The following is a 25,037-nucleotide window of genomic DNA, read 5'->3' as shown; positions in this document are numbered from 1 at the left end:
CGCCGCAGGAGCACATGCATGCCCGACCCGACGACGCCCGCCATGCTAACCGACACCCAGCGTGAGGCCCTGTCGTCGTCGCTGGCCCAGGTGAACCGGCTGGTGCTCGGCAAGGAGACGGCGGTGACGATGAGCTTCGTCGCGCTGCTCGCCGATGGCCACATCTTGATCGAGGATCTGCCGGGCCTCGGCAAGACGACACTGGCGCACGCGATCGCCGCGGCCGTGGGGCTGGATTTCCAGCGCGTGCAGTTCACGTCCGATCTGTTGCCCTCGGATGTCGTCGGCGTCTCGGTCTACGAAGGCAGTGCGCGCCGTTTCGAATTCCACGGTGGCCCGGTATTCACCAACGTGCTGTTGGCCGACGAGATCAACCGCGCGCCGCCGCGCACGCAGAGCGCGCTGCTCGAGGCGATGGCCGAGCAGCAGGTCACTGTCGACGGCACCACGCATCGCCTGCCCGATCCCTTCTTCGTGATTGCCACTCAGAATCCGGTGGATCTGTCGGGCACATATCCTTTGCCCGATTCGCAGCTCGACCGCTTCCTGCTCCGGCTCACGCTTGGTTACCCGGATCGCGACGCCGAACGTGCCCTGCTGTCGGGCAGCGACCGTCGCACACTGATCGCCGAGACAGTGCCGCGACTCGGCGCGGATGATCTGCTTGCGCTGCGCCAGGCTGTTGCCGCGATCCATGCCAGTCCCGCATTGATCGATTACGTGCAGGCCTTGATGGCGCGCAGCCGCCAGCATCCGGGCGTGCGCGTGGGCCTGTCGCCACGCGCCGGTCTCGCCCTGCTGCGCGCGGCCCGCGCATTCGCCTTGCTGCAGGGCCGCGATCACGCGCTGCCCGACGACGTGCAGACCCTGTTCCCGCTGATCGCGAGCCACCGCCTGGTCGCCGAGGCCGATGCGGCCGGCGACGGACTGGCGGCGTCGATTCTGCAGGCCGTGCCGGTCGACTGATGCCCGCGTTCGCCGGCCTGCGCCGTCGTGTCGAAAGCTGGGCGCGTCCGCGTCGGCCGGAAGTGTTGCCGGCGCGCCTCGACCGCAGGCGCATCTACATCCTGCCGACGGGGTTCGGCGCCTTCGTCACCGCGCTGCTGGCGACGATGGCGATCGGCGCGCTCAACTACAACAACAATCCGGCCCTGCTGCTGTGTCTGTTGTTGGTCGGCGCGACGCTGTCCAGCCTGCTGTGGACGCAATTGCAGCTCAGCGGACTCGAGATTCGTGCGGTCCACGGCGAACCGGTCCCTGCGGGCACCCCGATGCCACTGCACGTACATGTCGAAGCGCCGCCCGGCCGCGAACGTCGCGGCCTGCGCGTGGCAATCGAAGATAGCGCGGCACTGCTCTCGCTCGGCGAATCCGGCGGTGAAGCAACCGTGGCCGTGCCGACGGTCCGGCGCGGTTGGCTGACGCCACCTCGGCTGCGCATCAGCACGACGCGCCCGCTCGGCCTGGCGCGTGCGTGGTCGTGGGTGTGGCCGAATGCGCGCTTTCTGGTCTACCCGGCACCGGAGGCATCCGGGCCGCCGTTGCCTGCAGGTGGCGGCGATGAAGCACAGGCCCGGCTCAATCCATCGGGCGAAGAACTGCATCATCTGCGCGACTGGCGCTCGGGGGATGCGCCGCGGACCATCGCGTGGAAGGCATCGGCGCGGCGCGATGCGCTCATCGTGCGCGAGTTCGAACGTCCGCAGGGCGATGACCTGACGCTGGACTGGCAGCGTCTCGGCGCGCTCGACCCGGAATCGAAGATCCGCCGGTTGGCGCGCTGGGTCGACGAGGCCGAACGCGAGGCCGTGCGCTATCGACTGCAGCTGCCCGGCCACGCGGTGATCGGTCCGGATCGCGGCGCCGCGCATCGCCATGCCTGCCTGCGCGCGCTCGCGCTGCTACCGGACGTTGGCTGATGGCGCGCGCGTCTCTCGCACTTGATACCGCCGGACGTCGCTGGTCGCTGGTCGCCGCAGCTGTCTGCGTGTCGCCGCTGCTGTTGCAGCTGCCGATGCCGCTGCCGGTGGTCATCGCCGTCGCGGGCACGATCGCAGCCGCCATGGCGTCGCGGCGCGCGGTTCCGGGCTGGCTGCGCAGCGTACTGGCCCTCGCTGTGTTCGGCTTCGTACTCGCACAGGGCGGGATGAATTTCGGACGCGATACGGGCTGCGCGCTGCTCGCCGGCATGCTGGCGATCAAGCCATCCGAACTGCGCACCGTGCGCGACGCCCGCAGCCTGCTCGGCTTCGCATTGTTCGCCCCGTTCGCGACCTTTCTGCTCGATCAGGGACCACTCTCGCTCGCGCTCGGCCTGTGCGGCGCGGTGTTGGTGCTGGCGGCGCTGGCGCGGCTCTCGGAACAGGAATCGGGACTGCCCGCGGCCGGCGTGCATCATGCGACGCGCATCGGCATCGTCGCGCGCCTGATCGCGATCGGTCTGCCGCTCGCGCTGGCAGCGTTCTGGCTGTTCCCGCGACTTGCGACGCCGCTGTGGGGCATTCCGGAACTCTCGGCCGCGCGACCTGGCCTATCGGATCAAATGTCGCCGGGCGACTGGATCGACCTGATCGCCGACGATACGCCGGCCATGCGTGTGACCTTCCGTGGCGCCGAGCCCTCGACCCGCGAGATGTACTGGCGCGGTCCGACGCTGACGCAATACGACGGCCGCACCTGGACCGCGTCACCGTGGCTGCGCAGCCTGCCGCCGGCGACGGTCGAGCACGGCACGCCGATCTGGGATTACGAGATCGCGCTGGAGCCGACCGAACGCAATCTGCTGGTCGCGCTGGAGATGCCACTCGCATTTCCCGACGGCATGCGCGCCGCGCACGAATACACGCTGACCAGTGAACGCCGACTCGATCGGGTGACCCGCTGGCAATTGCGCTCCGCGCCGCCTCGCCGCTTTGAAGCGGATCTGCCGGATTCGCTGCGCCGGCTCGCCCTGCAGTTGCCCGCAGACTTCAATCCGCGCACGCGCGCACTGGCGCAGCAGTGGCGCGCCGAGACGGCGGACGACGGCGCGCTGGTCGACCGCGCGCTCGCCTGGATCCGCAGCGATTTCGCCTACACCCTCACCACCCCGCTGCCTGGTCGGCATGCGGTCGACGAATTCCTGTTCGACTATCGCGCCGGCTTCTGCGAACACTTCAGCTCCGCGTTCGCCGTGCTGATGCGTGAGGCCGGCATTCCCACGCGTGTCGTCACCGGCTACACCGGCGGCACCCGCAACCGTTTCGGCAACTACTGGATCGTGCGGCGCATGGACGCCCACGCCTGGAACGAAGTCTGGCTTGCAGGGCGCGGCTGGGTGCGCGTCGATCCGACCGCCGCTGTGGCGCCCGAGCGCATCTACGACACGCTGGAAGACCGGCTCGGCGCCGACGCCGGTGGCGGGGCGCTGCCGATGGCCGACCTGGGCGACTGGGCGCGGCGCGCATGGAACGATTTCGTGCTCGGCTTCGACGCCACGCGCCAGCAGCGCATGCTCCAGCGCATCGGGTTCGAGAACATCGACACCGGCGGCCTCGCCGCGCTGTTCTCGCTGTGCGCGGCGCTCGCACTGGGCTGGATGCTGTGGCTGGTCGCGCGCACCGAGCGCGAGCGCGATCCACTGCTGCGCGCCTGGCATCGATTGGGCCGCCGCTATGCGCGGCTCGGCCTGGCCCGCGAACGGCACGAGCCCGCGATTGCCTGGGCCGAGCGCGTCAGGGCGGCGCGTCCACAAGAAGACGCGCTCGTCGCCCTCACCCATCGTTTCGTCGCGGCCCGCTACGCTCCATCCGCGTCCGATGCGACGCTGGTGCGGGCACTGCGCGCGCACCGTCCAGCCCGGGAGACCGCTCGATGACCGCCCTTCGCCTGTTGCCCGTTGTCGCCGGCGCTCTGCTGCTCGGCGCCTGCGCGTCCCAACCGAAACCGCTGCAGGGTGGCTACGTCGAAGCGCTTTCGCCGCACGCCGCCGTGCAGGGCGAGCACACCGGCGCGATGGTGCGCTGGGGCGGCCGCATCGTGCAGGTGGAACCGCGCACCGACGCGACCTGCTTCGAGATGATCGCCACGCGACTGACCGCGACCGGTCGCCCGTACTGGGCCAGCGACGACACCAACGGCCGCTTCATCGCATGTCGCGCCGGCTTCTACGATCCGGCGGTGTTCGAGGTGAATCGCGAAGTCACCTTCACCGGCCGCATTGCCGGCTACGACTCGCGACGGGTGGGCGAGTACGACTACCGCTTTCCGCGCGTCGACGCCGACGTGGTCTACCTGTGGCCGAAGCGGGAGCGCGTCGACGTGATCACGCGCCCGGCGCCCTGGCCGTGGTGGGGCTATTGGTGATTCTTTTCTTGTAGGAGCGCGCTCGCGCGCGATGCGCTGTGCAGGGAAGGCCCATCGCGCTCGAGCGCGCTCCTACAGGGTCACGCCGCTGTCCCAAAGCGCCCCAGCTGCGCACCCGCCAGCAGATGCAGATGGATCTGGAACACCGTCTGGCCGCCGTGTTCGTTGCAGTTCATGACGATGCGGTAGCCGTCTTCGGCGAACCCCTGTTCCTTCGCATAGCGCGCGGCCGCAATCGCCAGGCGCCCGATGATCTCGGGCGCGTCCATAGGCACGTCGTTGAGCGTGGCGAAATCCTGTTTCGGCACGAACAGCACATGCACCGGCGCCTGCGGCGCGATGTCGCGGAATGCGATGACGTCGGCGTCCTCGAAAACGATGTCGGCCGGAATCTCGCGCTGGATGATCTTGTGGAAGATGGTCGTCATGGGCGTCTGGAATCGAGAGCGAAGGTTTCGAAAAGCATACGTCACCGCTCACGGCACACGTCTTTCATCCCACCTGCGAACGCCGATCCTCAGGCGACTTCGCTGCGACTGCCGAACGCGTGCGACAGCGTGCCGCGATCCACGTACTCCAGCTCACCGCCGAGCGGCAGACCATGCGCTGGCCGACTCGGGCGCACGCCATGCTGACGCGCGATCTGCGCCAGGTAATGCGACGTGGCCTCGCCTTCGACGGTCGGGTTGGTCGCGATGATCAGTTCCTGCACGTCGCCCTCGGCCAAGCGCGCGCCGAGCAGATCGAGCCCGAGTTCGTGTGGACCGATACCGTCGAGCGGACTCAGCCGCCCCTGCAGCACGAAGTAGAAGCCGCGAAAACCGGTGGCCTGTTCAATCGCGAGCCGGTCGGCGGGCGTCTCGACCACACACAAGGTCTGCGCGTCACGCGCTGCGCTGCTGCAGGTCGGGCAGACCGGCGTCTCGCTGAAGTCACGACACCGCTGGCAATGGCCGATCTTCTCCACCGCCTCGGCCAGCGCCAATGCCAGCCGTGCGCCGCCCTCGCGCCCGCGTTCGAGCACGTGATAAGCCATGCGCTGCGCCGACTTCTGCCCGACGCCGGGCAGCACGCGCAATGCATCGATCAGTTGTTCGAGCAGGGAGGACATTCTGTTGGTGATTGGTGATTCGAAAATGCGGACTGCGCGTGCTGCCGGCTTCCACCGGTTACGAACGACCCATCAAGAATCACCGCTCCTTCAGAACGGCATCTTCATGCCGGGCGGCAGCGGCATGCCGGCCGTCGCGCCGGACATGCGGCTCTTCGATTCCTCATCGACCTTGTTCGACGCGTCGTTGAACGCGGCGGCGATCAGGTCTTCGGCCATCTCGGGATCGGACAGCACGCTGGGATCGATGCGCACCTTGCGGCACTCCTTGTTGCCGGTCAGCGTGATGGCGACCATGCCGCCGCCGGCGCTGCCCTCGACTTCGAGGCTGGCGAGTTCCTGCTGCACGCGCTGCATGTTTTCCTGCATCTTCTGCGCCTGCTGCATCAACTGGGCAATGTTTCCACGCATCACTGAAATCCTCGTTCTTCAAAAGGGCGTATCGAATCGGGCACCACTTTGGCGCCCTGCTGCGACATCAGCCGCTGCACGTCCGGATCGGACAGGAAACTGGCTTCGGCGTTCGACTGCCGCGCATCGCGCTCGCGCGCATTGCGTTCATGCAGCGTCACGGTTTCGCTGGCCGCCGCGGTCTCGAAGCGGATCTGCGGCGCGCTGCCAAGCGGGCCAGCGAGCGCTTCGCACAGCTGGTGGACCATGATCGGTGCTTTCAGGTGTTCGTCCGCCTCGGGCAGCGCGAGTCGCAGCACCGCGCCATCGAGCGCCACGAACGCAGCGCTCGCAGCGAGTTCCCGCACCGGGCCGCGCAAGGGCAGATCGGCAACGAGATCGAGCCACTGGTGCGCGTCGAGCGTGCGCATCGTTGCAGCCGGCGGCGGCGGGACGTGGGTACTGGGCGCGGCGACCGGCGGTTGATCGACTGGCGGCGCAGCGCGCACAGGCGCAGGCGCCGGACGCGCGGATGGCGTTTCAACGACCGCGCGTGGCGGCGGCGGCGCAGGCACGGCTTGCGACGATGGCGACGCAGCGCGCGGCACAGGCGCAGCCTCGGACGCCGCCTGCGCGCCCAGCGCAGCACGCGCTGCGGCAGGACCGCTCGCACGGTTGCTGCTGCCCGCAGCCGGTGCGGCGACGCCGCCTTCCGCAGGACGGAACGCCAGCATGCGCAGCACGGTCATCTCGAAACCGGCGCGCGGACTCGGCGCCAGGCCGACATCGCGGCGCCCGTTGAGTGCCATCTGGTACCAGAGCTGGACGACTTCCGGGCGCACCGCTGATGCGATCGCATCGACATCCACGCCGTCACTCTCGACGATGACTTCCGGCACCAGCTGCCGCACCTGGATGCGATGCAGCGCTTCGGACACCGCATCGAGCACCCCACCCCAGTCGGGCGAGAATTCGGCCAGCGTCGCGACTTCGGCGAGCAGCGCGGACCCGTCGCCATCGGCCAGTGCGGACAGCACGGCACCGACGCGCGTGCGATCGACACTGCCGAGCATCGTCGCGACCGCCGCGTCGCCGAGCGCACCGCCCTCGCCACCCGCGCCGGTATAGGCGATGGCCTGGTCGAGCAGCGACAGGCCATCGCGCAGACTGCCGTCGGCAGCCTTCGACAGCTGGCGGATCGCACCGGCCTCGACTGCGATGCCCTCGGCTTCGAGGATCCGCGTCATCTGGCCCTGGATCTGCTGCTCGTCGAGCCGCTTGAGGTTGAACTGCAGGCAGCGCGACAACACGGTGACCGGCAACTTCTGCGGATCGGTCGTGGCCAGCAGGAACTTCACGTGCCCCGGCGGCTCTTCCAGCGTCTTGAGCAGCGCGTTGAACGCCGACTTCGACAGCATGTGGACTTCGTCGATCAGGTAGACCTTCACCCGGCCGCGCGAAGGCATGTACTGCGCGTTGTCGATCAGTTCGCGCACATCGTCGACGCCGGTGTTGCTGGCGGCGTCGATCTCGAGCAGATCAATGTAGCGGCCGGCGTCGATCGCGCGACAGGTCTCGCATTCGCCGCAGGGATCGGACGAGGTGCCGGTCTCGCAGTTCAGGCTCTTGGCGAAGATGCGCGCAATCGTGGTCTTGCCGACGCCACGGGTGCCGGTGAACAGGAAAGCGTGATGCACGCGGCCGGTTTCCAGCGCATTGGTCAGCGCACGGACCACATGCTCCTGACCGACAAGCTCGGCGAACCGCTTCGGACGCCACTTCCGGGCGAGGACGAGATAGGACATCCCCGTATTCTGCCACGCCCCCAACGGTTCCTTGTGACCGCAGGCCCCGACGGATAGAATGGCCGGCCCGCGGCGTCCCAACGCCGTTGCGCAGCGCTCCGGTGCTCCGCGAAGGGCCAGTTCTGGAGAGGTGTCCGAGCGGTTGAAGGAGCACGCCTGGAAAGTGTGTAAGCGTCTAAACCGCGCTTCGGGGGTTCGAATCCCCCTCTCTCCGCCAGAAACGCAAACGCCCCCTCGTGGGGCGTTTTGCGTTTCTGGCGGAGAGAGGGGGTGAGAGAACCCTCGCGGGTTCGACGGATTCGCCGGGAGCGAATCCGGACAGCCGAATGGCTGGCCCCGCAGGCGCACCGCGCCGGAGGGGTGAGGCCCATGGATGGGCCGAACCTCGGATTCGCCCGGAGCGAATCCGGACAGCCGAATGGCTGGCCCCGCAGGCGCACTGCGCCGGAGGGGTGAGGCCCAGGGATGGGCCGAACAATCCGCTCGCTGCGCGACACGCTTGCCCGATCTTCGATCGAGCGAAGTCAAAATAGATCCCAGCTTGACCAGACATTCGTCTGTTGGAAGCCGCTGAGATGACGACCGAGTGTTCGTAAGTGCTGCAACTTGATGGACTTGCAGCTCAGGCGCGAAAACCCGACCGCCCCCTCCAACAACACGTTTACGCATCACAGCGTATTGCTGCACGACCGAAGGGCCCGCGCTCCCAGTCCGCATCCCGCGCACGCCCGCATCGCATCCCGCACGGAGATCCGCCATGCTGACACGCCGTCTCGGCGCCCCGATCCTGATGTCCATCGCACTGCCACTGTCCACGTTCGCCATGGCCCAGACCGCACCTTCGATGTCGCCGGACACGCCTGGGTCTACCGCACCGGCGACGGCCACGCCTGTCGAAGGCAGCTGGCGACTCGTCTCCTACGACGTCGAAGTCAAAGACGGCGGCGAGACGTTCCCGCCGATGGGCGATCACCCGACCGGCTACGTGATGTTTTCGCCTGACGGCCGCGTGTGGTTCGTGCTGACCGGCGAAGGGCGCGAACCGGGCGAGAACGCGCAGGAGAAGGCGCGCCTGCTGGAAACGGTGATCGCGTATACCGGCCGCTTCCGGATCGAGGGCGATACCTGGATCACCGCGGTCGACGTGGCCTGGAATCCGGCGTGGGTCGGCACCGAACAGCGCCGGCAGTTCAAGCGCGACGGCGATCGCCTGCAGGTGCTGACGCCGTGGCGGGTGATGCCGAACTGGGCCGACAAGGGCGAGACGCGCAGCATCATCACCTTCGAGCGCGCACGCGAGACGCGTTGAGCCTGGACTCGGCAAGCTTCGACACTGCGCAGCGATTGCGACACGCGACAGAAAGTCGCGGACAGATGCCGGAAAAGGTGATGGCCCCGCCGACTGACCTCGGCGCCCGCATCGACCGATACCGTTGCTGCCTTCCGGCCCTGGCGGGATTTTCGATCTAGCGTCGCGAGGGGCCGACGGGGCCACCATGGAGACACGCATCCGGCCTTGCGGCCGCCCCCGCCATGACGACGGGACGCGGAGTCTAGCAGGCCCGCGGCAACTCGCCTATCCGCTTCGAGGCATCACGGCGCGCCGATGCGCTCGACCTCGGGTGTGCCGGCCTGCTGGCTGAATCGGAACGCGTAGGACAGGCGCACGGCGGTGGGGGTTTCGACGACATCGTCCGCCTGGCAGGCGTCGGTGCCTTCGAACGTCGCGGGCGCCACGCACAGCAGTGCGGGCGCGTAGGTCCATTGGCCGACTGCGGCCAGCGCTGCATCGATGAATGCCGGGATTTCGATATCTGCTGGCGGCGCGCAATCTGCGTCGGTCCGCGGCGCTGCTGCGGATACCGCGCCCGTCGCGTCGATGGCCGCATCGATGCACACCACGACCGGCGCGAGACGCAGCGGCAACTGGTCCGCGGGATAGACCGGCATTGCCGCGGGCATGTCGAGATTGGGATGGATGAAACGACGGTTGCGCTGCAGGTCCATGCGCCGCGTGTCCGCCGCCGGCTCGATCAACGATGCACCCACCGCGCCCTGCGGTGGCGGATGCGGCAGTTCGACCGGCGCGATCGACGGCGCCGAGGCGCAACCTGCGAGGCCTGCTATGCAGACCAGCAAGCTGGCACCGCGGATCAAGGCGAGACCTCGTCCGGCACCAGCGCCAGCGCATCGGGCTCGCGCCCGGTCGTCCAGTATTCGAGGACGTTCCATTCGCGCGTATCGATCACTGCAATCCGGTCGGCACCGCTGATCGCCACATAAGCGCGCGGTGCGTCCGGATCCACGATTGCGCCGATCGGCAGCGGTCCATTGCCCAGCAGCGTCGTCTGCAATGCAGCGTCCGCCGGCGCCAGTGCGACCGACGCCACCGCACGGCGCGATGCGACATCGAACACCGACAGCGTCGCGGCAGTCGCGTTGGTGACCAGCGCATGGCGGCCATCGGGTGTGAACACGATGCGGATCGGGAAACCCGCACTCGGCAGCGTCGCGACGATGTCGAGCGACGCGGGGTCATGCACGGTCACGGTGTCGTCGGCGCGATTGGTGACCCACACGCGCCCGTCGGGCGCGACCGCGATCCCTTCCGCGCCGGCACCGGCCGGGCGTTCAGTGGTTGCACGCATCGTCGACAGATCCACACGCACCACGGTGCCCGCGCGGATCTTGCTGACGTACGCGAACGCGCCGTCCTTCGAGATCGCGACCATGTGGCCGGTGCCGTCGCCGACCTCTGCGACACCCGTCACCGCACCACGCGCAATGTCGACGCGCAGCAGCGAGCCGCTGCTTTCGGTCGTGACCAGCGCATCGCCATTTGCAAGCAATTGCAGTCCGTGCGGCCGCCCGTGCGTGCCCAGATCGATCGTGCGCGTGTCGCCATCGACGAGATCGATCACCGTCAGCGCGTGGTGCGCGTCTTTGTGGCCGTAGGTCGTGACGACCGCGGTACGCCCGTCATGCGAAACAGCGATTTCGTGCGGTGCAGGGCCGGTCGAATATTCCGCGAGACGCGTACCGGTTGCACGGTCGAGCGCCCAGACGGTGTCAGCGGCCTTGTTGCCGACCAGCAGTCGCGGCGCGGCGTGCGCGCCGGACGTGATCGCCAGCAGCACCGCAGCCAGCAGCAGCCGCTTCACGCATCACCTCCCCGTGGCGACTCCGGGTGCAGCCAGCCGGCATCGCCGTCGACGTAGCGCTCGTGTTTCCAGATCGGCACGCGATCCTTGATCTCGTCGATGATGTAGCGGCAGGCATCGAACGCCGCGCCGCGATGCGCGGCGGTCACGCCGACCCACACGGCCATGTCGCCGATCGCCAGGTCGCCGATGCGGTGCACGCACAGCGCCGCACACAGGTCGAACCGTTCGCGCGCCTCGGCGACGACCTTCGCGCCTTCGGCCTCGGCGAGCGCCACATAGGATTCGTAGCGCAGGCCGCGCACGGGGCGCCCGTCGTTGTGATCACGCACCCAACCTTCGAAGCTTGCAAATGCCCCTGCACGGTCGTGCTGCACGCGGCGACGCAGTGGCGCCAGATCGACCGGCGCATCTGCCAGCCAGAAGTCACGATCGTTCATTTCAGCCTCCGCTGACCGGTGGGATGAAGGCGATCTCGCTGCCGGGCAGCAGCGGATCGTCCCAGCGCGCGAATGCGCCATCGACAGCGACACGTAGGCGATCGACCGGCAACGCAAAGCCATGTCGCGCGCGCAACTCCGCATACAGGGCGCGCAGATCGGCCGCATCGGTGGCCCAGGTTTCCTCGCCCTGCCCCGCAGCATCGCGCAGACTGGCGAAATACAGCACGCGCACCTGACTCATCGCGCACCGCCCGCGATCGATCCGACATCGCGCTTGCCGCCGCGCTTGCCGACAAGCTTCGCCGGGCCCAGCACGATCGCGTGCGACAGCGCCTTGCACATGTCGTAGACCGTCAGTGCGGCAATCGTCGCGCCGGTCAGCGCTTCCATCTCCACGCCGGTGCGGTGCGTGGTCTTCACCGAGCATTCGATGCGCAACTCGCGTTCGCCCTGCCAGTCGATCGCGATGGCGATGCCGTCGATCGGCAGCGGATGGCAGAACGGAATCAGTTCGTGTGTGCGCTTGACCGCCATGGTGCCGGCGATGATCGCGGTGTCGACGATGCCGCCCTTCGCGCTCTTCAAACCGTTGGCGTGCAACTGCGCGGCGACATCCGCGGGAAAGCGCACGCGGCATTCGGCGCTGGCGACGCGCGCAGTGGTCGCTTTCGCGGACACGTCGACCATCGTCGGGCGGCCGGCGGCATCGATATGGGTCAGCGCTGCGGGCGCCTGGGGTTTCGTGCGGGCCATGCGCCTGCGTCGTGACTGCGGAACCTCAGATGGTACCGGCCCCGGTGTCAGGCGTCCCTTGATGGAAGACCATGCGCCAGCAACCATCGGCCTCCAGGCGCCACCATGAGCTGCGCAGCGAGCAGCGCACATCGCTGCCGGCATCGCGACGCACGGCATACAGCACACGCGCGACATCGGCACCGACACGTTGCACGCGCATGGGGAGCGCCTCGAACGCGACGTCGGACTCTACGGGTAGCCGTGCCAGCACTTCGGCTTTGCCGAACACCGCACCCGAGGCGCCGATCTCCAGAAAATCCTCGGCGATCAGGGTATCGAGACGCGCGCGATCGGCGCGGATCGCCGGGTCGAGCAGTGCCCGCTCCAGTGCTTCGAGATGCGTTTGAAGGGCGCCCGCGTCCACGGCTCAGCCGCCGACCAGAAACATCTCGACGTGCTTGCGCGGTGCCCGCACGCTGCCACGCAATTCGCTGTAGCGATCGGCGCGGCGTGACCACAGATCGGCCAGCTTCGACGAGAACGCGGCCTCGCCTTCGCCCAACCAACTGCGCATCGGCTGGCCGCTGCCGGAAAACAGGCAGGTGTAGAGGCTCCCGTCGGCGGAGACGCGGGCACGCTGGCAATCGCCACAGAACGGCGCGGTGACCGAACTGATGAAGCCGATTTCGCCGGCGCCATCGATGAAGGCGTGACGTTCGGCTACTTCGCCAAGGTAGTTCGCGTCCAGCGTGCGCAGTGGCCAACGGGCATCGATGCGTGCGTGCAGTTCACGCGACGGCACCACCCGCTCGCGATCCCAGCCGTTGCAGGTGCCCACGTCCATGTACTCGATGAAACGCAGCACATGGCCGCTGCCGCGGAAATGTGCGGCCATGCGTTCGACCTCGTGGTCGTTGACGCCGCGCTGTACGACGCAATTGAACTTGATCGCCGGGAAACCCGCGCGCTCGGCGGCAGCGATGCCTGCGAGCACGTCGTCGATCTCGCCGCGTCCGCCCGACAGCGTGCGGAACAGATCCGGATCGAGCGCGTCGAGACTGATCGTCAGCCGCTGCAGGCCGGCATCGCGCAAGGCCTGCGCATGGCGCGCCAGCAGCGACGCGTTTGTCGTCATCGCCAGGTCGGTGATGCCCGGCACCTTCGCCAGACGCTCAACCAGGGCCGGCAGGTTCTTGCGCAACAACGGCTCGCCGCCGGTCAGGCGCAGCTTGTGCATGCCCAGCCGCGCGAAGCCGCGCACCAGGGTCTCGATCTCGTCGAAGGACAGCCGCCCGGCCTGGTCGAAACCGTAATCGTCGGGCACGCGATCGGCCGGCATGCAGTAGCCGCAGCGGAAATTGCAGGCTTCGATCACCGACAGGCGCAGGTCGTGCAAAGGACGTCCGAGCCGGTCGAGCGGCGCCTGGGGCGGATGTGGCAAGGCGCTCATGCGGGCGAAGCCTGCGCCTGGACCGGTGGACGCAGCGCGAAACGGGCACCTGGTCGGGCGATGCGCTGTCCGCGCGCTTCGAGCGCGGCGCCATCCGCCTCGGAGGCGTAGTGGTAGAGCACGCAGCGCGCGAGAAGCGCGCGCGGGTACTCGCGCTCCAGGTCGTCGATGCCGCTGTGCGAGGGATTGCCGTGCAGGCCGCAGTCGTGGGCGACGAGTTCGTCGCGATCGGCGAAGCGCGCCAGCATCTCGGGAATCGGCCGGGTATCGCCGCTCCATACCAGGCTGCCCGGCAGACGCAGGCCGTACGCGGTTTCCGGCCAGTGGTGGCGCACCGGGAACACTTCCAGGCGCACACCGTCGTGCCAGAACGCATCACCGACCGGGATCAGCTGGACGGCATCCCAGAAGTTTGCGCCGCCTTCGGCCAGCACATTCGGGTAATCGCCCACCCGCTTGTGCAGCAGCGGCACCACCGGCGCCGGCACGTAGATCGGCAGGCGGGCGCGCCGCGCGGGATCGAAGTAGCGATCGACGAACAGACGCTCGAAGCCGGCGACGTGATCCAGATGTACATGGGTGACGAACAGCGCGCGCGGCGCTTCGCCGTAGTGATCGAGATACGCGGTCAGGCCCTCGGCGCCGCAGTCGATCGTCAGCCACGGCGCACCGTCGCGCTCGATCGTCGCCATCGGCGAGCCCAGTGACACCGCCGACGCATTCCCGACGCCCTGGAAACGCAGTGCCCAGTCCACTTCGGGCGCCATCAGGTGCCCCGGCTCCACAGCGCGTCATAGGAACGCCGCAGGCGCGCGAAGTCCCGTTCGACGTCCGCCTCCGGTCGCGCGCCGCGCAGCTTCAGCAGCGAACGCTTGAGGCGCGCCAGGTTCTGCTCGCGCCAGCGGGTTTCGGGGATCCGTAGCGCACCGCGGTCGAAGTCGATCAGCCAGCCCTTGCCGACGCCATCGAACAGGATGTTGTGGGCGTTGAGATCGGCGTGGTCGAGACCTGCGCGGTGGAAACGCGCGATCAGGCGCCCGGTCTGCTCCAGCGGCGCATCCGCGGGCGTGTCGGCCATGTGATCGGCCAGCGAACGCACGTCCGGTATCCGCTCCATCAGGATCCAGGCCCGGTAGCCCAATCCGCGCCGCAGATAGCTCGCGGCGATCGGCTGCGGCACCGGCAGATCGCGGCGCAGCAGTTCACGCAGCAGACGGAATTCCACGAAGCTGCGCACGTGCTGCGTGCCGCGCCACAGATGCTGGTTGCGGTTGAAGCGCCCGACCATGCCGCCGCGCAGGTACTGCCGCAGCACGCAGGGCCCGTGCGAGGCGTCGATGAACCAGGCGCCGCCGCGGCCGCTACCGTCGACGCGCTGCGCGCGTTCGCCCCAGGCATCGGGATCGAACCAACGTGGATCGGCTTGCCGCAGCTGCGTGCCGTCGAACAGAATGGCCCCGTACGTGCCTGCCTGTCCGCTCGCGCGATCGCCCGCCGGTATCGGCGTCAGGCTTTCGGCGGGATCGAATCTGCTCATCGAAGCGAGTCTATCAAGCCTTGACGCCCGCCCTGCCCGGTTCCGACTCCTCGACAGTGGCCTCCAGCCCGCTTGCGCCGCCACGTTCGATCTGCCTGTTGCGCTTGTCCGCGCTGGGCGATGTCACCCATGTGCTGCCGCTGATCCGCACCCTGCGCGCGGCCTGGCCGGATGTCGCCCTGACCTGGGTGATCGGCAAGGGCGAACACCGACTGCTCGAAGGGCTGGCGGGCGTGGACTTCGTGGTCTACGACAAGAAGACCGGCATCGCCGGCATGCGCGCGATGCGCCGCGAGTTGAAGGCGCGCCTGGGCCCGGCTGGACGTTTCGATGCCCTGCTGCAGATGCAGGTCGCCGCGCGCGCGAACCTGCTGTCGGCGTTCATTCCCGCGCGCGTCCGCGTGGGTTATGACGCTGCGCGCTCCAAGGATCTGCACGGGCTCTTCATCAACACGCGCATTGCCGATCGCCCCGGCATCCATGTGCTCGACGCGCTGGGCAGCTTCTGCGAACCACTCGGGCTCCGGCAGGATCGCGTCGAATGGGACGACATGCCGGTGCCGGCCGAAGCGTTCGAATGGGCGAATGCGCAGTGGCCGGACGATGGCCGCCCGGTGCTGATGATCTCGCCATGCTCCAGCCATGTGCGTCGCAACTGGTACCCGGATCGCTACGCCGCGCTCGCCGATCACGCCGCCGATGCCGGCTGGCGCATCGTGCTGTGCGGGGGGCGCAGCGATCTGGAGCGGCAGACCACCGACGCAATCCTCGCGGCGATGCGCCACGACGCGCTCGATCTGGTCGGCAAGGACACGCTCAAGCAGTTGCCCGCCCTGCTGTCGCGTGCGCAGCTCCTGGTCACGCCGGACTCGGGCCCGATGCACATCGCCAATGCAATGGGCACGAAAGTGCTGGGCCTGCACGCGGCCAGCAATCCCGAGCGCAGCGGACCGTATTCCGACCGCCGCTTCTGCGTGGATCGCTACGACGATGCCGCCCGCAAATTCCTCGGCAAACCGGCCGCGGATCTCAAGTGGGGCACGAAGATCGAGTTCGACGACGTGATGGCGCTGGTCACCGTGGCCGACGCGATCGACGCCTTCGAACGCCGCCGCGCTGATCTGGAGCAACGCTGATGGATCCCATCGTCGCCGGCCTGCTCGCCACCCTCGTCGGCGCGGTCGTCGGCGGCGGCGTCAGCTTCCTGCTCAACCGGCAGTTGCACGCGCAGCAGCTCGAGCGTCTTCGCACCGAACACAAGACGGAATTCGCCGCCGAGGACACCGCCCGGCATTTCCTGTCGCATCGCGGTTACACAGACCGCTCGTTCGATGTGCTGCGCAAGCACCTGGGTGGCTTCGAGGACAACGAACTGCGCCGCATCCTCGTGCGCGCTGGCGCGGTGCGCACCTATCGCGACGACGGCAGCGAATGGTGGCGCCTGCTCAGCCGCATGGACGAATACATCGAACAGAAGGCGCGGCGCGCGGACATTGCGTCCGACGACCGGCCCGCTGGTTGAACCTCAGGACGCGGCCTGGCCGCTCCGGTAATCGGCGTACGACTTCTCTTCGACATAGGCCGAGCCCAGCGCCAGGTTGATCGCCTTCTTGATCCGCGCGCGCTCGTCGTTCTCGAGGTAGACGCTACGCGCGAGCTGCACGAAATCCTCGCCGAATTCGCCAGCGCGCTCCTTGACCCGCACCGCGTCCTCGATGTCCCACAGACGCTCGTTGACCGCCTTGAGGTCCGCGCGCAGCCGCAGGATGTCGTGGCCCGCGGCCGGATGCGCCATCCACGTCTGCTCCAGCGCGCTCAGTTCGGTGCGCACATTGGCGAGCTTGGCGGGATCATCCATCCGCTCGGACTTGATCTGCAGGATCGAGAGCTTGTCGAGGAGTTCGCCGAAGGACACTGGAACGGAGATTTCGGACATGGACAGCGCCGTAGAGGTGAACGGCCGGCCAGTGTAACGCCGCCCTTGTCGCCCACGCGGAGCGCCCGTATCATTGCGCCCCCGGACGCCGCGAGGCGATCGGGGACCATCTGGAGAGGTGGCAGAGCGGTTGAATGTACCTGACTCGAAATCAGGCAGGCGTTTATAGCGCCTCGGGGGTTCGAATCCCCCCCTCTCCGCCAGATTCGCAAACGCCCCGCAAGGGGCGTTTTGCGTTTCTGGCGGAGAGGGGGGAACTCGATGAGAACCCGGTTCGACGGATTCGCCGGGAGCGAATCCGGACAGCGGAACGGCTGGCCCCGCAGGCGCATCGCGCCGAAGGGGTGAGGCCCATGGATGGGCCGAACAATCCCCCGGTATACGACGCTAGTGACTGCTGACAGACGCGAGAGCCGTGCTTCACCACAACGCACAAGACACCCCGCGCAGAACTTTGCGGACTACCCGTTCGATCACCGCATATCAAAATGGATGACCAGCGTTCGCTGGGATGGCGCCGCAAGACCCAACCTGGCGCGCATCGCACCCAACGCAATGCACCACATGCACGACGCTTGCCCTATGCTCCCGAACGGGTCCACCGTCACAATACCGAATGCGCCTCTCCTTCCCGTTCCGGACGCTCCGTATCGTGTCTCGCGCCATCCGCCGGCCCGTGCTGGCCGCACCGGGGGAACCGTCGCGTTGTCAGCGACAGACACCCCAATCCGGCTTCGCCAGGGGACACGCATGATCGAGTTCGGCCACCTGACGCATGTGGGCCTGCGGCGTGACCTCAACGAGGACACCTATTACGGCGACAGCGAGCTCGGGCTGTGGCTGATCGCCGACGGTATGGGCGGTCACGAATACGGCGAAGTCGCCAGCGCGCTCGCGCGGGAGACCATCGTCCGCGAGATCCGGCAGGGCACCGCCCTGCCGCAGGCGATCCGCATCGCCGACGAGGAGATCATCCGCGCCTCACGCCGACGCAACGACAGCCTGCCGATGGGCACGACGGTCGTGGCCGCGCGCGTGACCGGCAATCGATTCGAAGTGGCGTGGGTGGGCGACAGCCGCGTGTACCTGTGGCGAGACAACAAGCTCGCGCAGCTGTCGCAGGACCACAGTTATGTGCAGGAGCTCATCGCCCAGGGCGCAATCAGCATCGACCAGGCGCGCAGCCATCCGCATCGCAATGTGGTGACCCAGGCGCTGGGCGTCACCGATCCGCAGACGCTCAACGTCGAGACCCTGTCGGGCGAGCTGAGCCCCGGCACCCAGCTGCTGCTGTGCAGCGATGGCCTGACCGAGGAGGTCGACGACCGCGCGATCTCGCGCGTGCTGGCGCATCTGGAATGCAGCGCGCAGGAATGCGTCGATGGACTGGTGGCCGCCGCGCTCGATGGCGGCGGCTCGGACAACGTCACCGTGATCCTGATCCGCCGGCACTGAGCGCCGGCGCGGGTATCAGGCCGGCTCCAGTTCCGCCGGCGCGTTCACGGGTTCCCACAGACACACACCTGAGTTCTTGCGGATCGATTCGATCCGCGCCGCATGCGCGGCGAGTTCGTCGGCCTGCACCCTCAGCACCGGCCGCGCGCCGGCAGGCTGCGAGAGCACGATGTGGCTCGTGTTGCGCTCGGGCTCGACCGCAGCGCCGAAGCCGATCTCATGCTGGCCTGCGGTGAGTGCGAGGTACACCTCTGCCAGCAACTGGGCATCGAGCAACGCGCCGTGCAACTGGCGATGCGCGTTGTCGACGCCGAGGCGACGGCACAGCGCATCGAGCGAGTTGCGCTGACCCGGGTAGCGCTGGCGCGCGAGCAGCAGCGAATCCTCCACCGTCACCCGCTGACGCAGATTTCCGTAGTCCGGGCCCAGCAGCGAGAGTTCGTTGTCGAGGAAGCCGACGTCGAAGGCCGCGTTGTGGATGATCAGCTCGGCGCCTTCGATGAACGCGAGAAAGGCGTCGGCGATGTCGGCGAACGGCGGCTTGTCGGCGAGGAACTCCAGACTCAGGCCGGTGACCTCGGCCGCGCCCTGTTCGAAGTCGCGGTCGGGCTTGATGTACTGGTGATAGGTACGACCGGTCGGGCGACGCTCGACCAGTTCCACGCAGCCGATCTCGACGACGCGGTTGCCCTTCTTCCATTCCAGGCCGGTGGTTTCGGTATCGAGGACGATCTGGCGCATGCGTATCTCTCCGTCAGGCCGCGGCAGTGCGCTGTTCGCGCGCGGCTGCACTGGCGAGCGCATCGACACGCTCGTTCTCGGGATGGCCGGAGTGGCCCTTCACCCAGCGCCAGTCGATCTGGTGGCGCTCGCAGGCGATCTGCAGCCGCTGCCACAGATCCTGGTTCTTGACGGCGCCGCCGCCGGCGGTCTTCCAGCCGCGCTTGATCCAGTTGCGCATCCATTCGGTGATGCCCTGGCGCACGTACTGGGAGTCGGTGTGCAGCACGATCTCGCAGGGCTCGCTCAACGCCTCGAGCGCGGCGATCGCGCCCATCAGTTCCATGCGGTTGTTGGTGGTCTGCGGCTCGCCGCCCGACAGTTCGCGCTCGGTGGCCTTGTAGCGCAGCAACGCGCCCCAGCCGCCGGGGCCGGGATTGCCGAGGCAGGCGCCATCGGTATAGATCTCGATCGACTTCATCGGTGTTCCGGAAAAAAATGAGGATCAGGCCGCCGGAGCGGCCAACGGCATCGGCATCGCGCGACGGCTGCGCATCGGCGTCAGCGGCAGATGCCGCTTCTGCCCGCGCAATGCGTAGGCCGCGCGCAGACCTGGGCCGTTCTGGGATTCGATAACTGCCTCGGTGCGCCAGCTCGGGCCCACGCCGTTCGACACCGCGTCCGGCGCAAGGCCGGCATCCCGCATGCGGCGACGCCAGGTCAGCGGCTCGGCACTGGCAATCCCGGTCCCGCGCCAGCGCCAGCGGTACGGCGTGAGCGGATTGAGGACCAGCAGCCACAAGTGCCCGCCGGGCGCGAGCACACGTGCGGCCTCGGCGAGCAGGCCGAGCGCGTCGCCGCGCCCACCGACCACATGCTGCAGCACGACTGCACCGAAGGCTTCGCTCGGCAGCGGCAGGGGCACGCCGCAGCGCACCGGACCATGCAGACCATCGCCCTGGAGCACCAGACACAGGCCGCGGCCTTCTATCTGTAATTCGGGCACGGTCGGGGTCAGCCACAGCCACGGGAGCCCTGGGTGCGAGCCCAGTGCGTCGGCGACGATGGTGTGCTCGCTGTCGAGAATCGCGCGGCCGGCCGGAGTCTCGAACCAGTTGCGGGCGCTGCCGGGTTGACCGGCCGGGGAGATCGCGGGCATGGTCGGCATTGTAATGGCTTCCAGCCGCCGCCGAGCCGACCCGATGCGACTGCAGCCCTTGCCCGCCTTCGAGGACAACTACATCTGGACGCTCTCCGACGCGTCCGGCCGGGCCATCGTGGTCGATCCGAGCGAAGCCGGGCCAGTGCTGGCCGCGGCCGAAGACGGGCTGACGCCCATCGCGCTGCTGCTGACCCATCACCATCCAGACCACATCGGCGGCGTGGACGCGCTGCTGGCGCGCTGGCCGGATCTGCCCGTGTTCGCGCCCGACGATCCGCGGATTCCGCAGGCGACGGTCCGGGTAGGCGATGGCGACACCGTCGAACTCGCCGACTGGCGCTTCGATGTGCTCGCGGTGCCAGGACACACCAGCAGCCATATCGCCTTCCACGGACACGGCCATCTGTTCAGCGGAGATGCCCTGTTCAGCCTCGGCTGTGGGCGCATGTTCGAAGGTACCGCGTCCCAGATGCTGACCTCACTCGATCGGCTGGCCGCCCTGCCTGCCGATACACTGGTCTGCTGTGGTCACGAATACAGCCGGTCCAACGCCGCGTTCGCGCGCGTGGTCGACCCGGACAACGCAGCGCTGCGGCGCCGTGAACAGGAGATCCTCGACATGCGCAGCGTTCCGCGCCCCACCTTGCCCGTCGCGCTCGCCAGCGAGCTCGCCTGCAACCCCTTCCTCCGCGTCGACACCGACGCCGTCCTCGCCGCAACCTCGCGTCAGGCCGGCACCGCGCTGACCGACCGGGTCGATGTCTTCGCCGCATTGCGGCGCTGGAAAGACGGCTTCCGCGCATGAGGCCGGGGCGCTTGACCCGGCTGGCCGCGGCGCTGCTTGTGCTCGCAGCGCCGGCAGCGACCAGCTTCGCGACCAACGCACCGTCCAATGAATCCGCAGCGGCGCTGGTCCCGGCAACGCTCGCCGCCTCCGGCACCTCGACGCCGGCAGTCACCCGCAATGGCCAAGAGGTCTACCGCCGCTTCCTCGATGGCCTGTCCGAGCCCGAGTGCACCGCGGATGCGACCGAGCGCTGGCGCTCGCACTTCGGCCATGTGCCGCGCCAGCTGGCCTCGCGCGGCAACGATGTGCTGCCGCTGTTCGCCTACGTGGTCGAGGAGGTGCGTGCCCAGCATCTGCCGACCGAGTTCGCCCTGATTCCTTTCGTCGAGAGCGGCTACCGGCCCGGCGCTCGCAGCGCATCCGGTCCGGCGGGCCTGTGGCAGTTCATCGCGGTGACCGCGCGCAACCACGAAATTCCGATCCGCCCCGGCTACGACGGTCGCCTGTCGCCCGCCGATTCCACCCGCGCGGCGGTGCGCTATCTGAAGACGCTGCACGGCATGTTCGCCGGCGACTGGCGTCTGGCGGTCATGGCCTACAACGCCGGCGAGTACCGCGTGTTCGGCGCCCTCAAGCGCGCAGGCCAGGAGGCCCGCAACGCCACGCCCGACACGCTGCCGATGCCGCAGATCACCCAGTCCTATGTGCGCAAGCTGCACGCGCTGTCGTGCCTGATCAAGGAAGCCGGCGAGCGCGAGACCTGGATGGCGTCGATGGATCGCGAGGTGCCGACGCTGACCGCGATTGCAGTACCGGACGGCATCCGCGATCTCGACACGCTCGCGAGTCGTCACGAAACAGATGCCGCCCGCCTCAAGCGCCTCAATCCCGCGCATGTCGATGGCCGCCTCGCGCGGATCGGTCAGCCGGTCACCCTGCTGGTGCCACAGGCCGCAGCCGCGCCGCCGGTATTCATGGCCGAAGCGCCGCCCGAAGTCGACATCCCGCCGGTTGCTGGCGAGACCAAGACCGCCGCGAGCCGCATGCACACGGTGCAGCGGGGCGAGTCGCCCTGGTCGATCGCCAAGCGCTACGGCCTGCGCACGCAGGAACTGCTGACGCGCAACGCACTCGACGCGCGCAGCGTGCTGCGTCCGGGCATGGAATTGCTGATCGACGAACGGTGACCCGGCGCGATGTGGGTCCGCGGCTTCGTCCCGCACGGCCCACCCACGAAAAAGCCCGGCGCGAGCCGGGCTTTTTCGTGGTCCGTACAAAGCGCCCTTACATGCGCGCTTCGTTGACCGTGATCTTCATTTCGCGGCGTAGGCTGCGCTGCATGATTTCCGCATCCTCGCTGCCCAACAAGCTGCCGAGCTGCTGACGCAGCATCGCCTGCTCCTGCTCGCTCGCGTCTTCGGGATTGCCCGGCTCGACCTTTGTCACCGCGAACACGACCGCGCTGCCGTCGGCCAGCATCACCTTGCCCGGCGTCGGTGCATCATCGGTCGGCGGTGCCGCGCGGAAATAGGCCTGGCTGGCAGTCGCGTCCGGCACCGGGGCGCCGCGCGGAATGCCCGGGACGTCCTGCGCCTGCAGCTGGCGTTCGCCGGCCAGCGCCTGCAGGGTTTTGCCGCCCTTGATCTCGGCCACCATCGCATCGGCAGCCTGTTCGGCCTGCTTGCGCGCACGGTCGGCACGGACCTCGGCGATCACGCGGTCACTCACTTGCGCCAGCGGCTGCGCGCGCTCGGGCGTATGGCTGGTAACGCGGATGAACACCGTCTGGTTCGGACCGATCTCGATCGGATCACTGACCGTGCCGTCCTGGGTCAACGCTTCCGAAAACGCTGCCTGCACCACCGCGTTGTTGGCCGCGATACCGCTGCCGGCGCCGCGCGCGAACGGTGCGATGGTCTGAATCTGCACGCCACCCGCTGCCGCCGCGGGTTCCAGCGACATCGGATTCTTGTTGATCTCGTCGACGACGCGACCGACCTGCTCGTTGTAGACACGCGAGCTGTCGCCTTCGCTGACTTCCTTTTCCATCTGCTCGCGCACGTCCTCGAACGCGACCGGCTTGCCGGCATCCACTTCGCGCAGCTGCAGCACGTGCCAGCCGAAGTCGGTCCGCACCGGGGCGCTGACCGCATTGGGCTGCATCGCAAACAGGGCGTCCTCGAACGCGCCCGCCATCATGCCCTTCTCGACCCAACCCAGATCACCGCCGCCGTCCTTGGAACCCGGGTCATCCGAATTCTCGCGAGCGAGCGCGGCGAAGTCGGCGCCCGGCGCCTGCGCCTTGGCGGCGATGTCGGCTGCTTTCTTCTGCGCGGCCTGCTGCGCCGCCTCGTCGGCGCCGGCCGGCACTTCGACCAGGATGTGCGAGGCCAGACGACGCTCGGCGGTCGCGAAGCGCGACTTCACCTGCTCGAAGTGGGCGCGCGCTTCGGCCTCGTCGACCGTCGCGTTCTCCGCACCGGCGTCGGCCGCGGCCTTCAGTTCGATGTATTCCAGCGCGACCTTCTCCGGCTCGCGGTAACGGCCCGCATGCGATTCGTACCAGGCCTGCTGGTCGGCCTGCGACACCTCGGCCGCGTCGACGGCCGGCGGCGGCACGACGACGAAGCTGACATCGCGACGCTCGCCGAGCAGGCGCATCAGACGCGTCGACTCGCCTTCGGTGACGAACGCGGTCTCGGCGATCGACTGCGGCACCAGTGCGCGCTGCAGATCGATGCGGATGCTTTCCTGGAAGTCGCGCGGCGTGCGCGGCGGCTGCGTGGACTGCAGCGCCATCTGGTAGCGCTGCGTATCGAATTGACCCTCGACCTGGAACGCGGGGATCGACCGGATGATCTCCTGCACCTGCGCATCGCCGACGACGATGTTGGCGCGATCGGCGGCGAGGCCGAGCACCGCACGGTCGATCAGCTGCTCGAGCACTTCACGCTTGCTCTCCATCGTCTCGAACGCGCGCGCATCGAACGCCTCGCCTTCCTGCTGACGACGCTGCTCGCGCATGTTGTCGAAGGTCTGGCGGAACTCCTCGGCGCTGACCTCGGACGAGGTCCACGCGAACTTGCGCACGAGCCACCAGTCCGGCGCGGACTGCCACCATTTCGGCGGCGCCTCGACCTTGGCGGCGTAGTCGGCATTGTTCTGGAACAGATACTGCTCCATGCCGAAGAACGCGAAGGGGACTGCGAGCATCGCCACGATGGCGATGGCGATCCAACCACTGGTCTTATCTCGAAGCGCTTGCAGCATGGGTCCGGACACTGGATGGCGAGCCGGGCAGTGTACCCGCAAGGCCGCGACCGCGCAGGCGCGGCGCCCCGCCCGCACCGCGCTGCGAGCGCTCTCGCACCCGTTCAGTCGCGATCCGGAATCCGGTCGTAATCGCCAGGGGGATCGCGTAACATGCGCGCCTGACCGGAATCCACGTCCGGACCAGCAGCGCAATGCGCGGCCGGCCGGATGCTCCAGACGTACGACACGTCGCTATCTCAAAAAGAAGAGGAATTCACTGATGGCAAACCTCACCAAGTCCGACATCATCGCTTCGGTTGCCGAGAAGTCCGGCCTGTCGCGCGCAGACGCTGGCCGTGCCGTCGACGGCCTGCTGGACACGATCACCGAGGCGCTGAAGAACGGCGACGCGGCCAACTTCGTCGGCTTCGGTTCGTTCGTCGCCCGTCCGCGCGCTGCGCGCACCGGCCTGAACCCGCAGACCAAGGAGCCGATCCAGATCGCCGCTTCGACCGTGCCTGCGTTCAAGGCTGGCAAGGCGCTGAAGGATGCAGTAAAGTAAGCGGCTCGATTGTTCCGCATGGGTGCTTAGCTCAGCGGTAGAGCGTCTCCTTTACACGGAGAGGGTCGGGGGTTCGAAACCCTCAGCACCCACCAGGAGTTTCAAAGCGCGGAGCGGTAGTTCAGTTGGTTAGAATGCTGGCCTGTCACGCCGGAGGTCGCGGGTTCGAGTCCCGTCCGCTCCGCCA

Annotated in this window: 29 protein-coding genes, 4 tRNA genes and 1 other RNA gene; 15 read left to right on the top strand and 19 right to left on the bottom strand. The window is 68.1% G+C overall.

Annotated features, from left to right (window positions below):
• Positions 1-18 precede the first annotated feature (18 nt).
• Genes ACZ9YD_RS04970 through ACZ9YD_RS04955 form a run of 4 tightly spaced genes read left to right on the top strand, consistent with a single transcriptional unit; the run spans position 19 to position 4,344 of the window.
• The gene (locus ACZ9YD_RS04970) at positions 19-966 is read left to right on the top strand and encodes an AAA family ATPase (RefSeq protein ID WP_465074021.1); all 948 of its coding nucleotides are present in this window, start codon (positions 19-21) and stop codon (positions 964-966) included.
• A complete protein-coding gene (locus tag ACZ9YD_RS04965; RefSeq protein ID WP_465074020.1) occupies positions 966-1,919 on the top strand; it encodes a DUF58 domain-containing protein in 954 nt (317 codons plus the stop codon). Before ACZ9YD_RS04970 ends, ACZ9YD_RS04965 begins: the two co-directional genes overlap by 1 nt.
• Entirely contained in the window at positions 1,919-3,856 is a 1,938-nt protein-coding gene (locus tag ACZ9YD_RS04960; protein WP_465074019.1) for a transglutaminase TgpA family protein, read from the top strand. The genes ACZ9YD_RS04965 and ACZ9YD_RS04960 overlap by 1 nt, the downstream gene beginning before the upstream one ends.
• Positions 3,853-4,344: a Slp family lipoprotein gene (locus ACZ9YD_RS04955; RefSeq protein WP_465074018.1), complete on the top strand. Its 492-nt coding sequence runs from the start codon at positions 3,853-3,855 to the stop codon at positions 4,342-4,344. The genes ACZ9YD_RS04960 and ACZ9YD_RS04955 overlap by 4 nt, the downstream gene beginning before the upstream one ends.
• 80 nt (positions 4,345-4,424) lie before the next feature.
• On the opposite strand, the gene ACZ9YD_RS04950 is transcribed toward ACZ9YD_RS04955, so the two are convergent.
• The 4 genes from ACZ9YD_RS04950 to dnaX all read right to left on the bottom strand — a co-directional run bounded on the left by ACZ9YD_RS04950 (position 4,425) and on the right by dnaX (position 7,650).
• A complete protein-coding gene (locus ACZ9YD_RS04950; RefSeq protein ID WP_465074017.1) occupies positions 4,425-4,772 on the bottom strand; it encodes a histidine triad nucleotide-binding protein in 348 nt (115 codons plus the stop codon).
• A gap of 89 nt (positions 4,773-4,861) precedes the next feature.
• A complete protein-coding gene (gene recR / locus ACZ9YD_RS04945) occupies positions 4,862-5,455 on the bottom strand; it encodes a recombination mediator RecR (protein WP_465074016.1) in 594 nt (197 codons plus the stop codon).
• Positions 5,456-5,545: 90 nt separating this feature from the next.
• On the bottom strand, positions 5,546-5,866 hold the full coding sequence (locus ACZ9YD_RS04940; RefSeq protein WP_465074015.1) for a YbaB/EbfC family nucleoid-associated protein: 321 nt from the start codon (positions 5,864-5,866) through the stop codon (positions 5,546-5,548).
• Positions 5,866-7,650, bottom strand: coding sequence for a DNA polymerase III subunit gamma/tau (gene dnaX, locus ACZ9YD_RS04935; protein WP_465074014.1), 1,785 nt, complete (start codon positions 7,648-7,650; stop codon positions 5,866-5,868). The genes ACZ9YD_RS04940 and dnaX overlap by 1 nt, the downstream gene beginning before the upstream one ends.
• A gap of 124 nt (positions 7,651-7,774) precedes the next feature.
• Here dnaX and ACZ9YD_RS04930 point away from each other — a divergent pair.
• Both ACZ9YD_RS04930 and ACZ9YD_RS04925 read left to right on the top strand, forming a co-directional pair.
• A tRNA-Ser gene (locus ACZ9YD_RS04930) sits at positions 7,775-7,867 on the top strand.
• A gap of 540 nt (positions 7,868-8,407) precedes the next feature.
• Entirely contained in the window at positions 8,408-8,959 is a 552-nt protein-coding gene (locus ACZ9YD_RS04925) for a lipocalin-like domain-containing protein (protein ID WP_465074013.1), read from the top strand.
• Between the two features lie 83 nt (positions 8,960-9,042).
• Here ACZ9YD_RS04925 and ffs read toward each other — a convergent pair.
• The 10 genes from ffs to ACZ9YD_RS04875 form a co-directional block, all read right to left on the bottom strand.
• Positions 9,043-9,139, bottom strand: an RNA gene (gene ffs / locus ACZ9YD_RS04920) — signal recognition particle sRNA small type.
• Positions 9,140-9,243: 104 nt separating this feature from the next.
• Positions 9,244-9,807, bottom strand: coding sequence for a hypothetical protein (locus tag ACZ9YD_RS04915; RefSeq protein WP_465074012.1), 564 nt, complete (start codon positions 9,805-9,807; stop codon positions 9,244-9,246).
• Positions 9,804-10,811 (bottom strand): YVTN family beta-propeller repeat protein, encoded by a 1,008-nt coding sequence (locus ACZ9YD_RS04910; RefSeq protein WP_465074011.1) that lies wholly within the window; start codon positions 10,809-10,811, stop codon positions 9,804-9,806. The genes ACZ9YD_RS04915 and ACZ9YD_RS04910 overlap by 4 nt, the downstream gene beginning before the upstream one ends.
• Complete coding sequence (locus ACZ9YD_RS04905; RefSeq protein ID WP_310234052.1) at positions 10,808-11,251, bottom strand: molybdenum cofactor biosynthesis protein MoaE; 444 nt, start codon at positions 11,249-11,251, stop codon at positions 10,808-10,810. The genes ACZ9YD_RS04910 and ACZ9YD_RS04905 overlap by 4 nt, the downstream gene beginning before the upstream one ends.
• A gap of 1 nt (position 11,252) precedes the next feature.
• Positions 11,253-11,495: a MoaD/ThiS family protein gene (locus tag ACZ9YD_RS04900; protein ID WP_465074010.1), complete on the bottom strand. Its 243-nt coding sequence runs from the start codon at positions 11,493-11,495 to the stop codon at positions 11,253-11,255.
• Complete coding sequence (moaC, locus tag ACZ9YD_RS04895) at positions 11,492-12,007, bottom strand: cyclic pyranopterin monophosphate synthase MoaC (protein ID WP_465074009.1); 516 nt, start codon at positions 12,005-12,007, stop codon at positions 11,492-11,494. Before moaC ends, ACZ9YD_RS04900 begins: the two co-directional genes overlap by 4 nt.
• Positions 12,008-12,032: 25 nt before the next feature.
• Positions 12,033-12,413: a nuclear transport factor 2 family protein gene (locus ACZ9YD_RS04890; RefSeq protein WP_465074008.1), complete on the bottom strand. Its 381-nt coding sequence runs from the start codon at positions 12,411-12,413 to the stop codon at positions 12,033-12,035.
• A gap of 3 nt (positions 12,414-12,416) precedes the next feature.
• Positions 12,417-13,439, bottom strand: a complete 1,023-nt coding sequence (gene moaA / locus ACZ9YD_RS04885; protein ID WP_465074007.1) for a GTP 3',8-cyclase MoaA — start codon at positions 13,437-13,439, stop codon at positions 12,417-12,419.
• Positions 13,436-14,194, bottom strand: a complete 759-nt coding sequence (locus ACZ9YD_RS04880; protein ID WP_465074683.1) for an MBL fold metallo-hydrolase — start codon at positions 14,192-14,194, stop codon at positions 13,436-13,438. The genes moaA and ACZ9YD_RS04880 overlap by 4 nt, the downstream gene beginning before the upstream one ends.
• Before the next feature lie 11 nt (positions 14,195-14,205).
• Positions 14,206-14,976 carry a 3-deoxy-D-manno-octulosonic acid kinase gene (locus ACZ9YD_RS04875; RefSeq protein WP_465074006.1) on the bottom strand — a complete coding sequence of 257 codons (771 nt, stop codon included), beginning with the start codon at positions 14,974-14,976 and terminating at the stop codon, positions 14,206-14,208.
• 56 nt (positions 14,977-15,032) lie between these two features.
• On the opposite strand from ACZ9YD_RS04875, the gene ACZ9YD_RS04870 reads away from it, so the two are divergent.
• Positions 15,033-16,112 (top strand): glycosyltransferase family 9 protein, encoded by a 1,080-nt coding sequence (locus ACZ9YD_RS04870; protein ID WP_465074005.1) that lies wholly within the window; start codon positions 15,033-15,035, stop codon positions 16,110-16,112.
• Complete coding sequence (locus ACZ9YD_RS04865; RefSeq protein WP_465074004.1) at positions 16,112-16,498, top strand: hypothetical protein; 387 nt, start codon at positions 16,112-16,114, stop codon at positions 16,496-16,498. The genes ACZ9YD_RS04870 and ACZ9YD_RS04865 overlap by 1 nt, the downstream gene beginning before the upstream one ends.
• A 3-nt stretch (positions 16,499-16,501) precedes the next feature.
• On the opposite strand, the gene ACZ9YD_RS04860 is transcribed toward ACZ9YD_RS04865, so the two are convergent.
• Positions 16,502-16,912, bottom strand: a complete 411-nt coding sequence (locus ACZ9YD_RS04860) for a DUF6165 family protein (protein ID WP_465074003.1) — start codon at positions 16,910-16,912, stop codon at positions 16,502-16,504.
• A 112-nt stretch (positions 16,913-17,024) separates the two neighbouring features.
• On the opposite strand from ACZ9YD_RS04860, the gene ACZ9YD_RS04855 reads away from it, so the two are divergent.
• A tRNA-Ser gene (locus ACZ9YD_RS04855) sits at positions 17,025-17,115 on the top strand.
• Between the two features lie 547 nt (positions 17,116-17,662).
• A complete protein-coding gene (locus ACZ9YD_RS04850) occupies positions 17,663-18,367 on the top strand; it encodes a PP2C family protein-serine/threonine phosphatase (RefSeq protein ID WP_232117634.1) in 705 nt (234 codons plus the stop codon).
• Positions 18,368-18,382: 15 nt separating this feature from the next.
• On the opposite strand, the gene dnaQ is transcribed toward ACZ9YD_RS04850, so the two are convergent.
• Genes dnaQ through ACZ9YD_RS04835 form a run of 3 tightly spaced genes read right to left on the bottom strand, consistent with a single transcriptional unit; the run spans position 18,383 to position 20,246 of the window.
• Positions 18,383-19,108 (bottom strand): DNA polymerase III subunit epsilon, encoded by a 726-nt coding sequence (dnaQ, locus tag ACZ9YD_RS04845; RefSeq protein ID WP_465074002.1) that lies wholly within the window; start codon positions 19,106-19,108, stop codon positions 18,383-18,385.
• A 13-nt stretch (positions 19,109-19,121) separates the two neighbouring features.
• Positions 19,122-19,568 (bottom strand): ribonuclease HI, encoded by a 447-nt coding sequence (gene rnhA, locus ACZ9YD_RS04840; protein WP_465074001.1) that lies wholly within the window; start codon positions 19,566-19,568, stop codon positions 19,122-19,124.
• Between the two features lie 24 nt (positions 19,569-19,592).
• Complete coding sequence (locus ACZ9YD_RS04835) at positions 19,593-20,246, bottom strand: methyltransferase domain-containing protein (RefSeq protein ID WP_465074000.1); 654 nt, start codon at positions 20,244-20,246, stop codon at positions 19,593-19,595.
• 43 nt (positions 20,247-20,289) lie between these two features.
• On the opposite strand from ACZ9YD_RS04835, the gene gloB reads away from it, so the two are divergent.
• Together gloB and ACZ9YD_RS04825 are read left to right on the top strand one after the other, a co-directional pair.
• Positions 20,290-21,054, top strand: a complete 765-nt coding sequence (gloB, locus tag ACZ9YD_RS04830; RefSeq protein WP_465073999.1) for a hydroxyacylglutathione hydrolase — start codon at positions 20,290-20,292, stop codon at positions 21,052-21,054.
• Complete coding sequence (locus ACZ9YD_RS04825) at positions 21,051-22,223, top strand: lytic transglycosylase domain-containing protein (RefSeq protein WP_465073998.1); 1,173 nt, start codon at positions 21,051-21,053, stop codon at positions 22,221-22,223. The genes gloB and ACZ9YD_RS04825 overlap by 4 nt, the downstream gene beginning before the upstream one ends.
• A gap of 97 nt (positions 22,224-22,320) precedes the next feature.
• Here the strand turns inward: ACZ9YD_RS04825 and ACZ9YD_RS04820 are convergent, their stop codons facing one another.
• Positions 22,321-24,306: a peptidyl-prolyl cis-trans isomerase gene (locus ACZ9YD_RS04820; RefSeq protein ID WP_465073997.1), complete on the bottom strand. Its 1,986-nt coding sequence runs from the start codon at positions 24,304-24,306 to the stop codon at positions 22,321-22,323.
• Positions 24,307-24,568: 262 nt separating this feature from the next.
• On the opposite strand from ACZ9YD_RS04820, the gene ACZ9YD_RS04815 reads away from it, so the two are divergent.
• From ACZ9YD_RS04815 to ACZ9YD_RS04805, 3 genes are all read left to right on the top strand, one after another.
• Positions 24,569-24,850, top strand: coding sequence for an HU family DNA-binding protein (locus ACZ9YD_RS04815; RefSeq protein WP_159679230.1), 282 nt, complete (start codon positions 24,569-24,571; stop codon positions 24,848-24,850).
• A 20-nt stretch (positions 24,851-24,870) separates the two neighbouring features.
• Positions 24,871-24,945, top strand: a tRNA-Val gene (locus ACZ9YD_RS04810).
• 15 nt (positions 24,946-24,960) lie between these two features.
• Positions 24,961-25,037, top strand: a tRNA-Asp gene (locus ACZ9YD_RS04805).

The organism is Luteimonas sp. AC640a, from assembly GCF_979256585.1.
Note: the sequence above shows the minus strand (reverse complement) of the source record. Positions and strands in the feature narration are given on the sequence as shown.

Bases quoted from the DNA above. Each gene is read 5' to 3' on its own strand.
- ACZ9YD_RS04970 (WP_465074021.1), top strand. From the start codon at position 19: ATGCCCGACCCGACGACGCCCGCCATGCTAACCGACACCCAGCGTGAG.
- ACZ9YD_RS04965 (WP_465074020.1), top strand. From the start codon at position 966: ATGCCCGCGTTCGCCGGCCTGCGCCGTCGTGTCGAAAGCTGGGCGCGT.
- ACZ9YD_RS04960 (WP_465074019.1), top strand. From the start codon at position 1,919: ATGGCGCGCGCGTCTCTCGCACTTGATACCGCCGGACGTCGCTGGTCG.
- ACZ9YD_RS04955 (WP_465074018.1), top strand. From the start codon at position 3,853: ATGACCGCCCTTCGCCTGTTGCCCGTTGTCGCCGGCGCTCTGCTGCTC.
- ACZ9YD_RS04950 (WP_465074017.1), bottom strand. From the start codon at position 4,772: ATGACGACCATCTTCCACAAGATCATCCAGCGCGAGATTCCGGCCGAC.
- recR (WP_465074016.1), bottom strand. From the start codon at position 5,455: ATGTCCTCCCTGCTCGAACAACTGATCGATGCATTGCGCGTGCTGCCC.
- ACZ9YD_RS04940 (WP_465074015.1), bottom strand. From the start codon at position 5,866: ATGCGTGGAAACATTGCCCAGTTGATGCAGCAGGCGCAGAAGATGCAG.
- dnaX (WP_465074014.1), bottom strand. From the start codon at position 7,650: ATGTCCTATCTCGTCCTCGCCCGGAAGTGGCGTCCGAAGCGGTTCGCC.
- ACZ9YD_RS04925 (WP_465074013.1), top strand. From the start codon at position 8,408: ATGCTGACACGCCGTCTCGGCGCCCCGATCCTGATGTCCATCGCACTG.
- ACZ9YD_RS04905 (WP_310234052.1), bottom strand. From the start codon at position 11,251: ATGAACGATCGTGACTTCTGGCTGGCAGATGCGCCGGTCGATCTGGCG.
- ACZ9YD_RS04900 (WP_465074010.1), bottom strand. From the start codon at position 11,495: ATGAGTCAGGTGCGCGTGCTGTATTTCGCCAGTCTGCGCGATGCTGCG.
- moaC (WP_465074009.1), bottom strand. From the start codon at position 12,007: ATGGCCCGCACGAAACCCCAGGCGCCCGCAGCGCTGACCCATATCGAT.
- moaA (WP_465074007.1), bottom strand. From the start codon at position 13,439: ATGAGCGCCTTGCCACATCCGCCCCAGGCGCCGCTCGACCGGCTCGGA.
- ACZ9YD_RS04875 (WP_465074006.1), bottom strand. From the start codon at position 14,976: ATGAGCAGATTCGATCCCGCCGAAAGCCTGACGCCGATACCGGCGGGC.
- ACZ9YD_RS04865 (WP_465074004.1), top strand. From the start codon at position 16,112: ATGGATCCCATCGTCGCCGGCCTGCTCGCCACCCTCGTCGGCGCGGTC.
- ACZ9YD_RS04860 (WP_465074003.1), bottom strand. From the start codon at position 16,912: ATGTCCGAAATCTCCGTTCCAGTGTCCTTCGGCGAACTCCTCGACAAG.
- ACZ9YD_RS04850 (WP_232117634.1), top strand. From the start codon at position 17,663: ATGATCGAGTTCGGCCACCTGACGCATGTGGGCCTGCGGCGTGACCTC.
- dnaQ (WP_465074002.1), bottom strand. From the start codon at position 19,108: ATGCGCCAGATCGTCCTCGATACCGAAACCACCGGCCTGGAATGGAAG.
- rnhA (WP_465074001.1), bottom strand. From the start codon at position 19,568: ATGAAGTCGATCGAGATCTATACCGATGGCGCCTGCCTCGGCAATCCC.
- ACZ9YD_RS04835 (WP_465074000.1), bottom strand. From the start codon at position 20,246: ATGCCCGCGATCTCCCCGGCCGGTCAACCCGGCAGCGCCCGCAACTGG.
- gloB (WP_465073999.1), top strand. From the start codon at position 20,290: ATGCGACTGCAGCCCTTGCCCGCCTTCGAGGACAACTACATCTGGACG.
- ACZ9YD_RS04825 (WP_465073998.1), top strand. From the start codon at position 21,051: ATGAGGCCGGGGCGCTTGACCCGGCTGGCCGCGGCGCTGCTTGTGCTC.
- ACZ9YD_RS04820 (WP_465073997.1), bottom strand. From the start codon at position 24,306: ATGCTGCAAGCGCTTCGAGATAAGACCAGTGGTTGGATCGCCATCGCC.
- ACZ9YD_RS04815 (WP_159679230.1), top strand. From the start codon at position 24,569: ATGGCAAACCTCACCAAGTCCGACATCATCGCTTCGGTTGCCGAGAAG.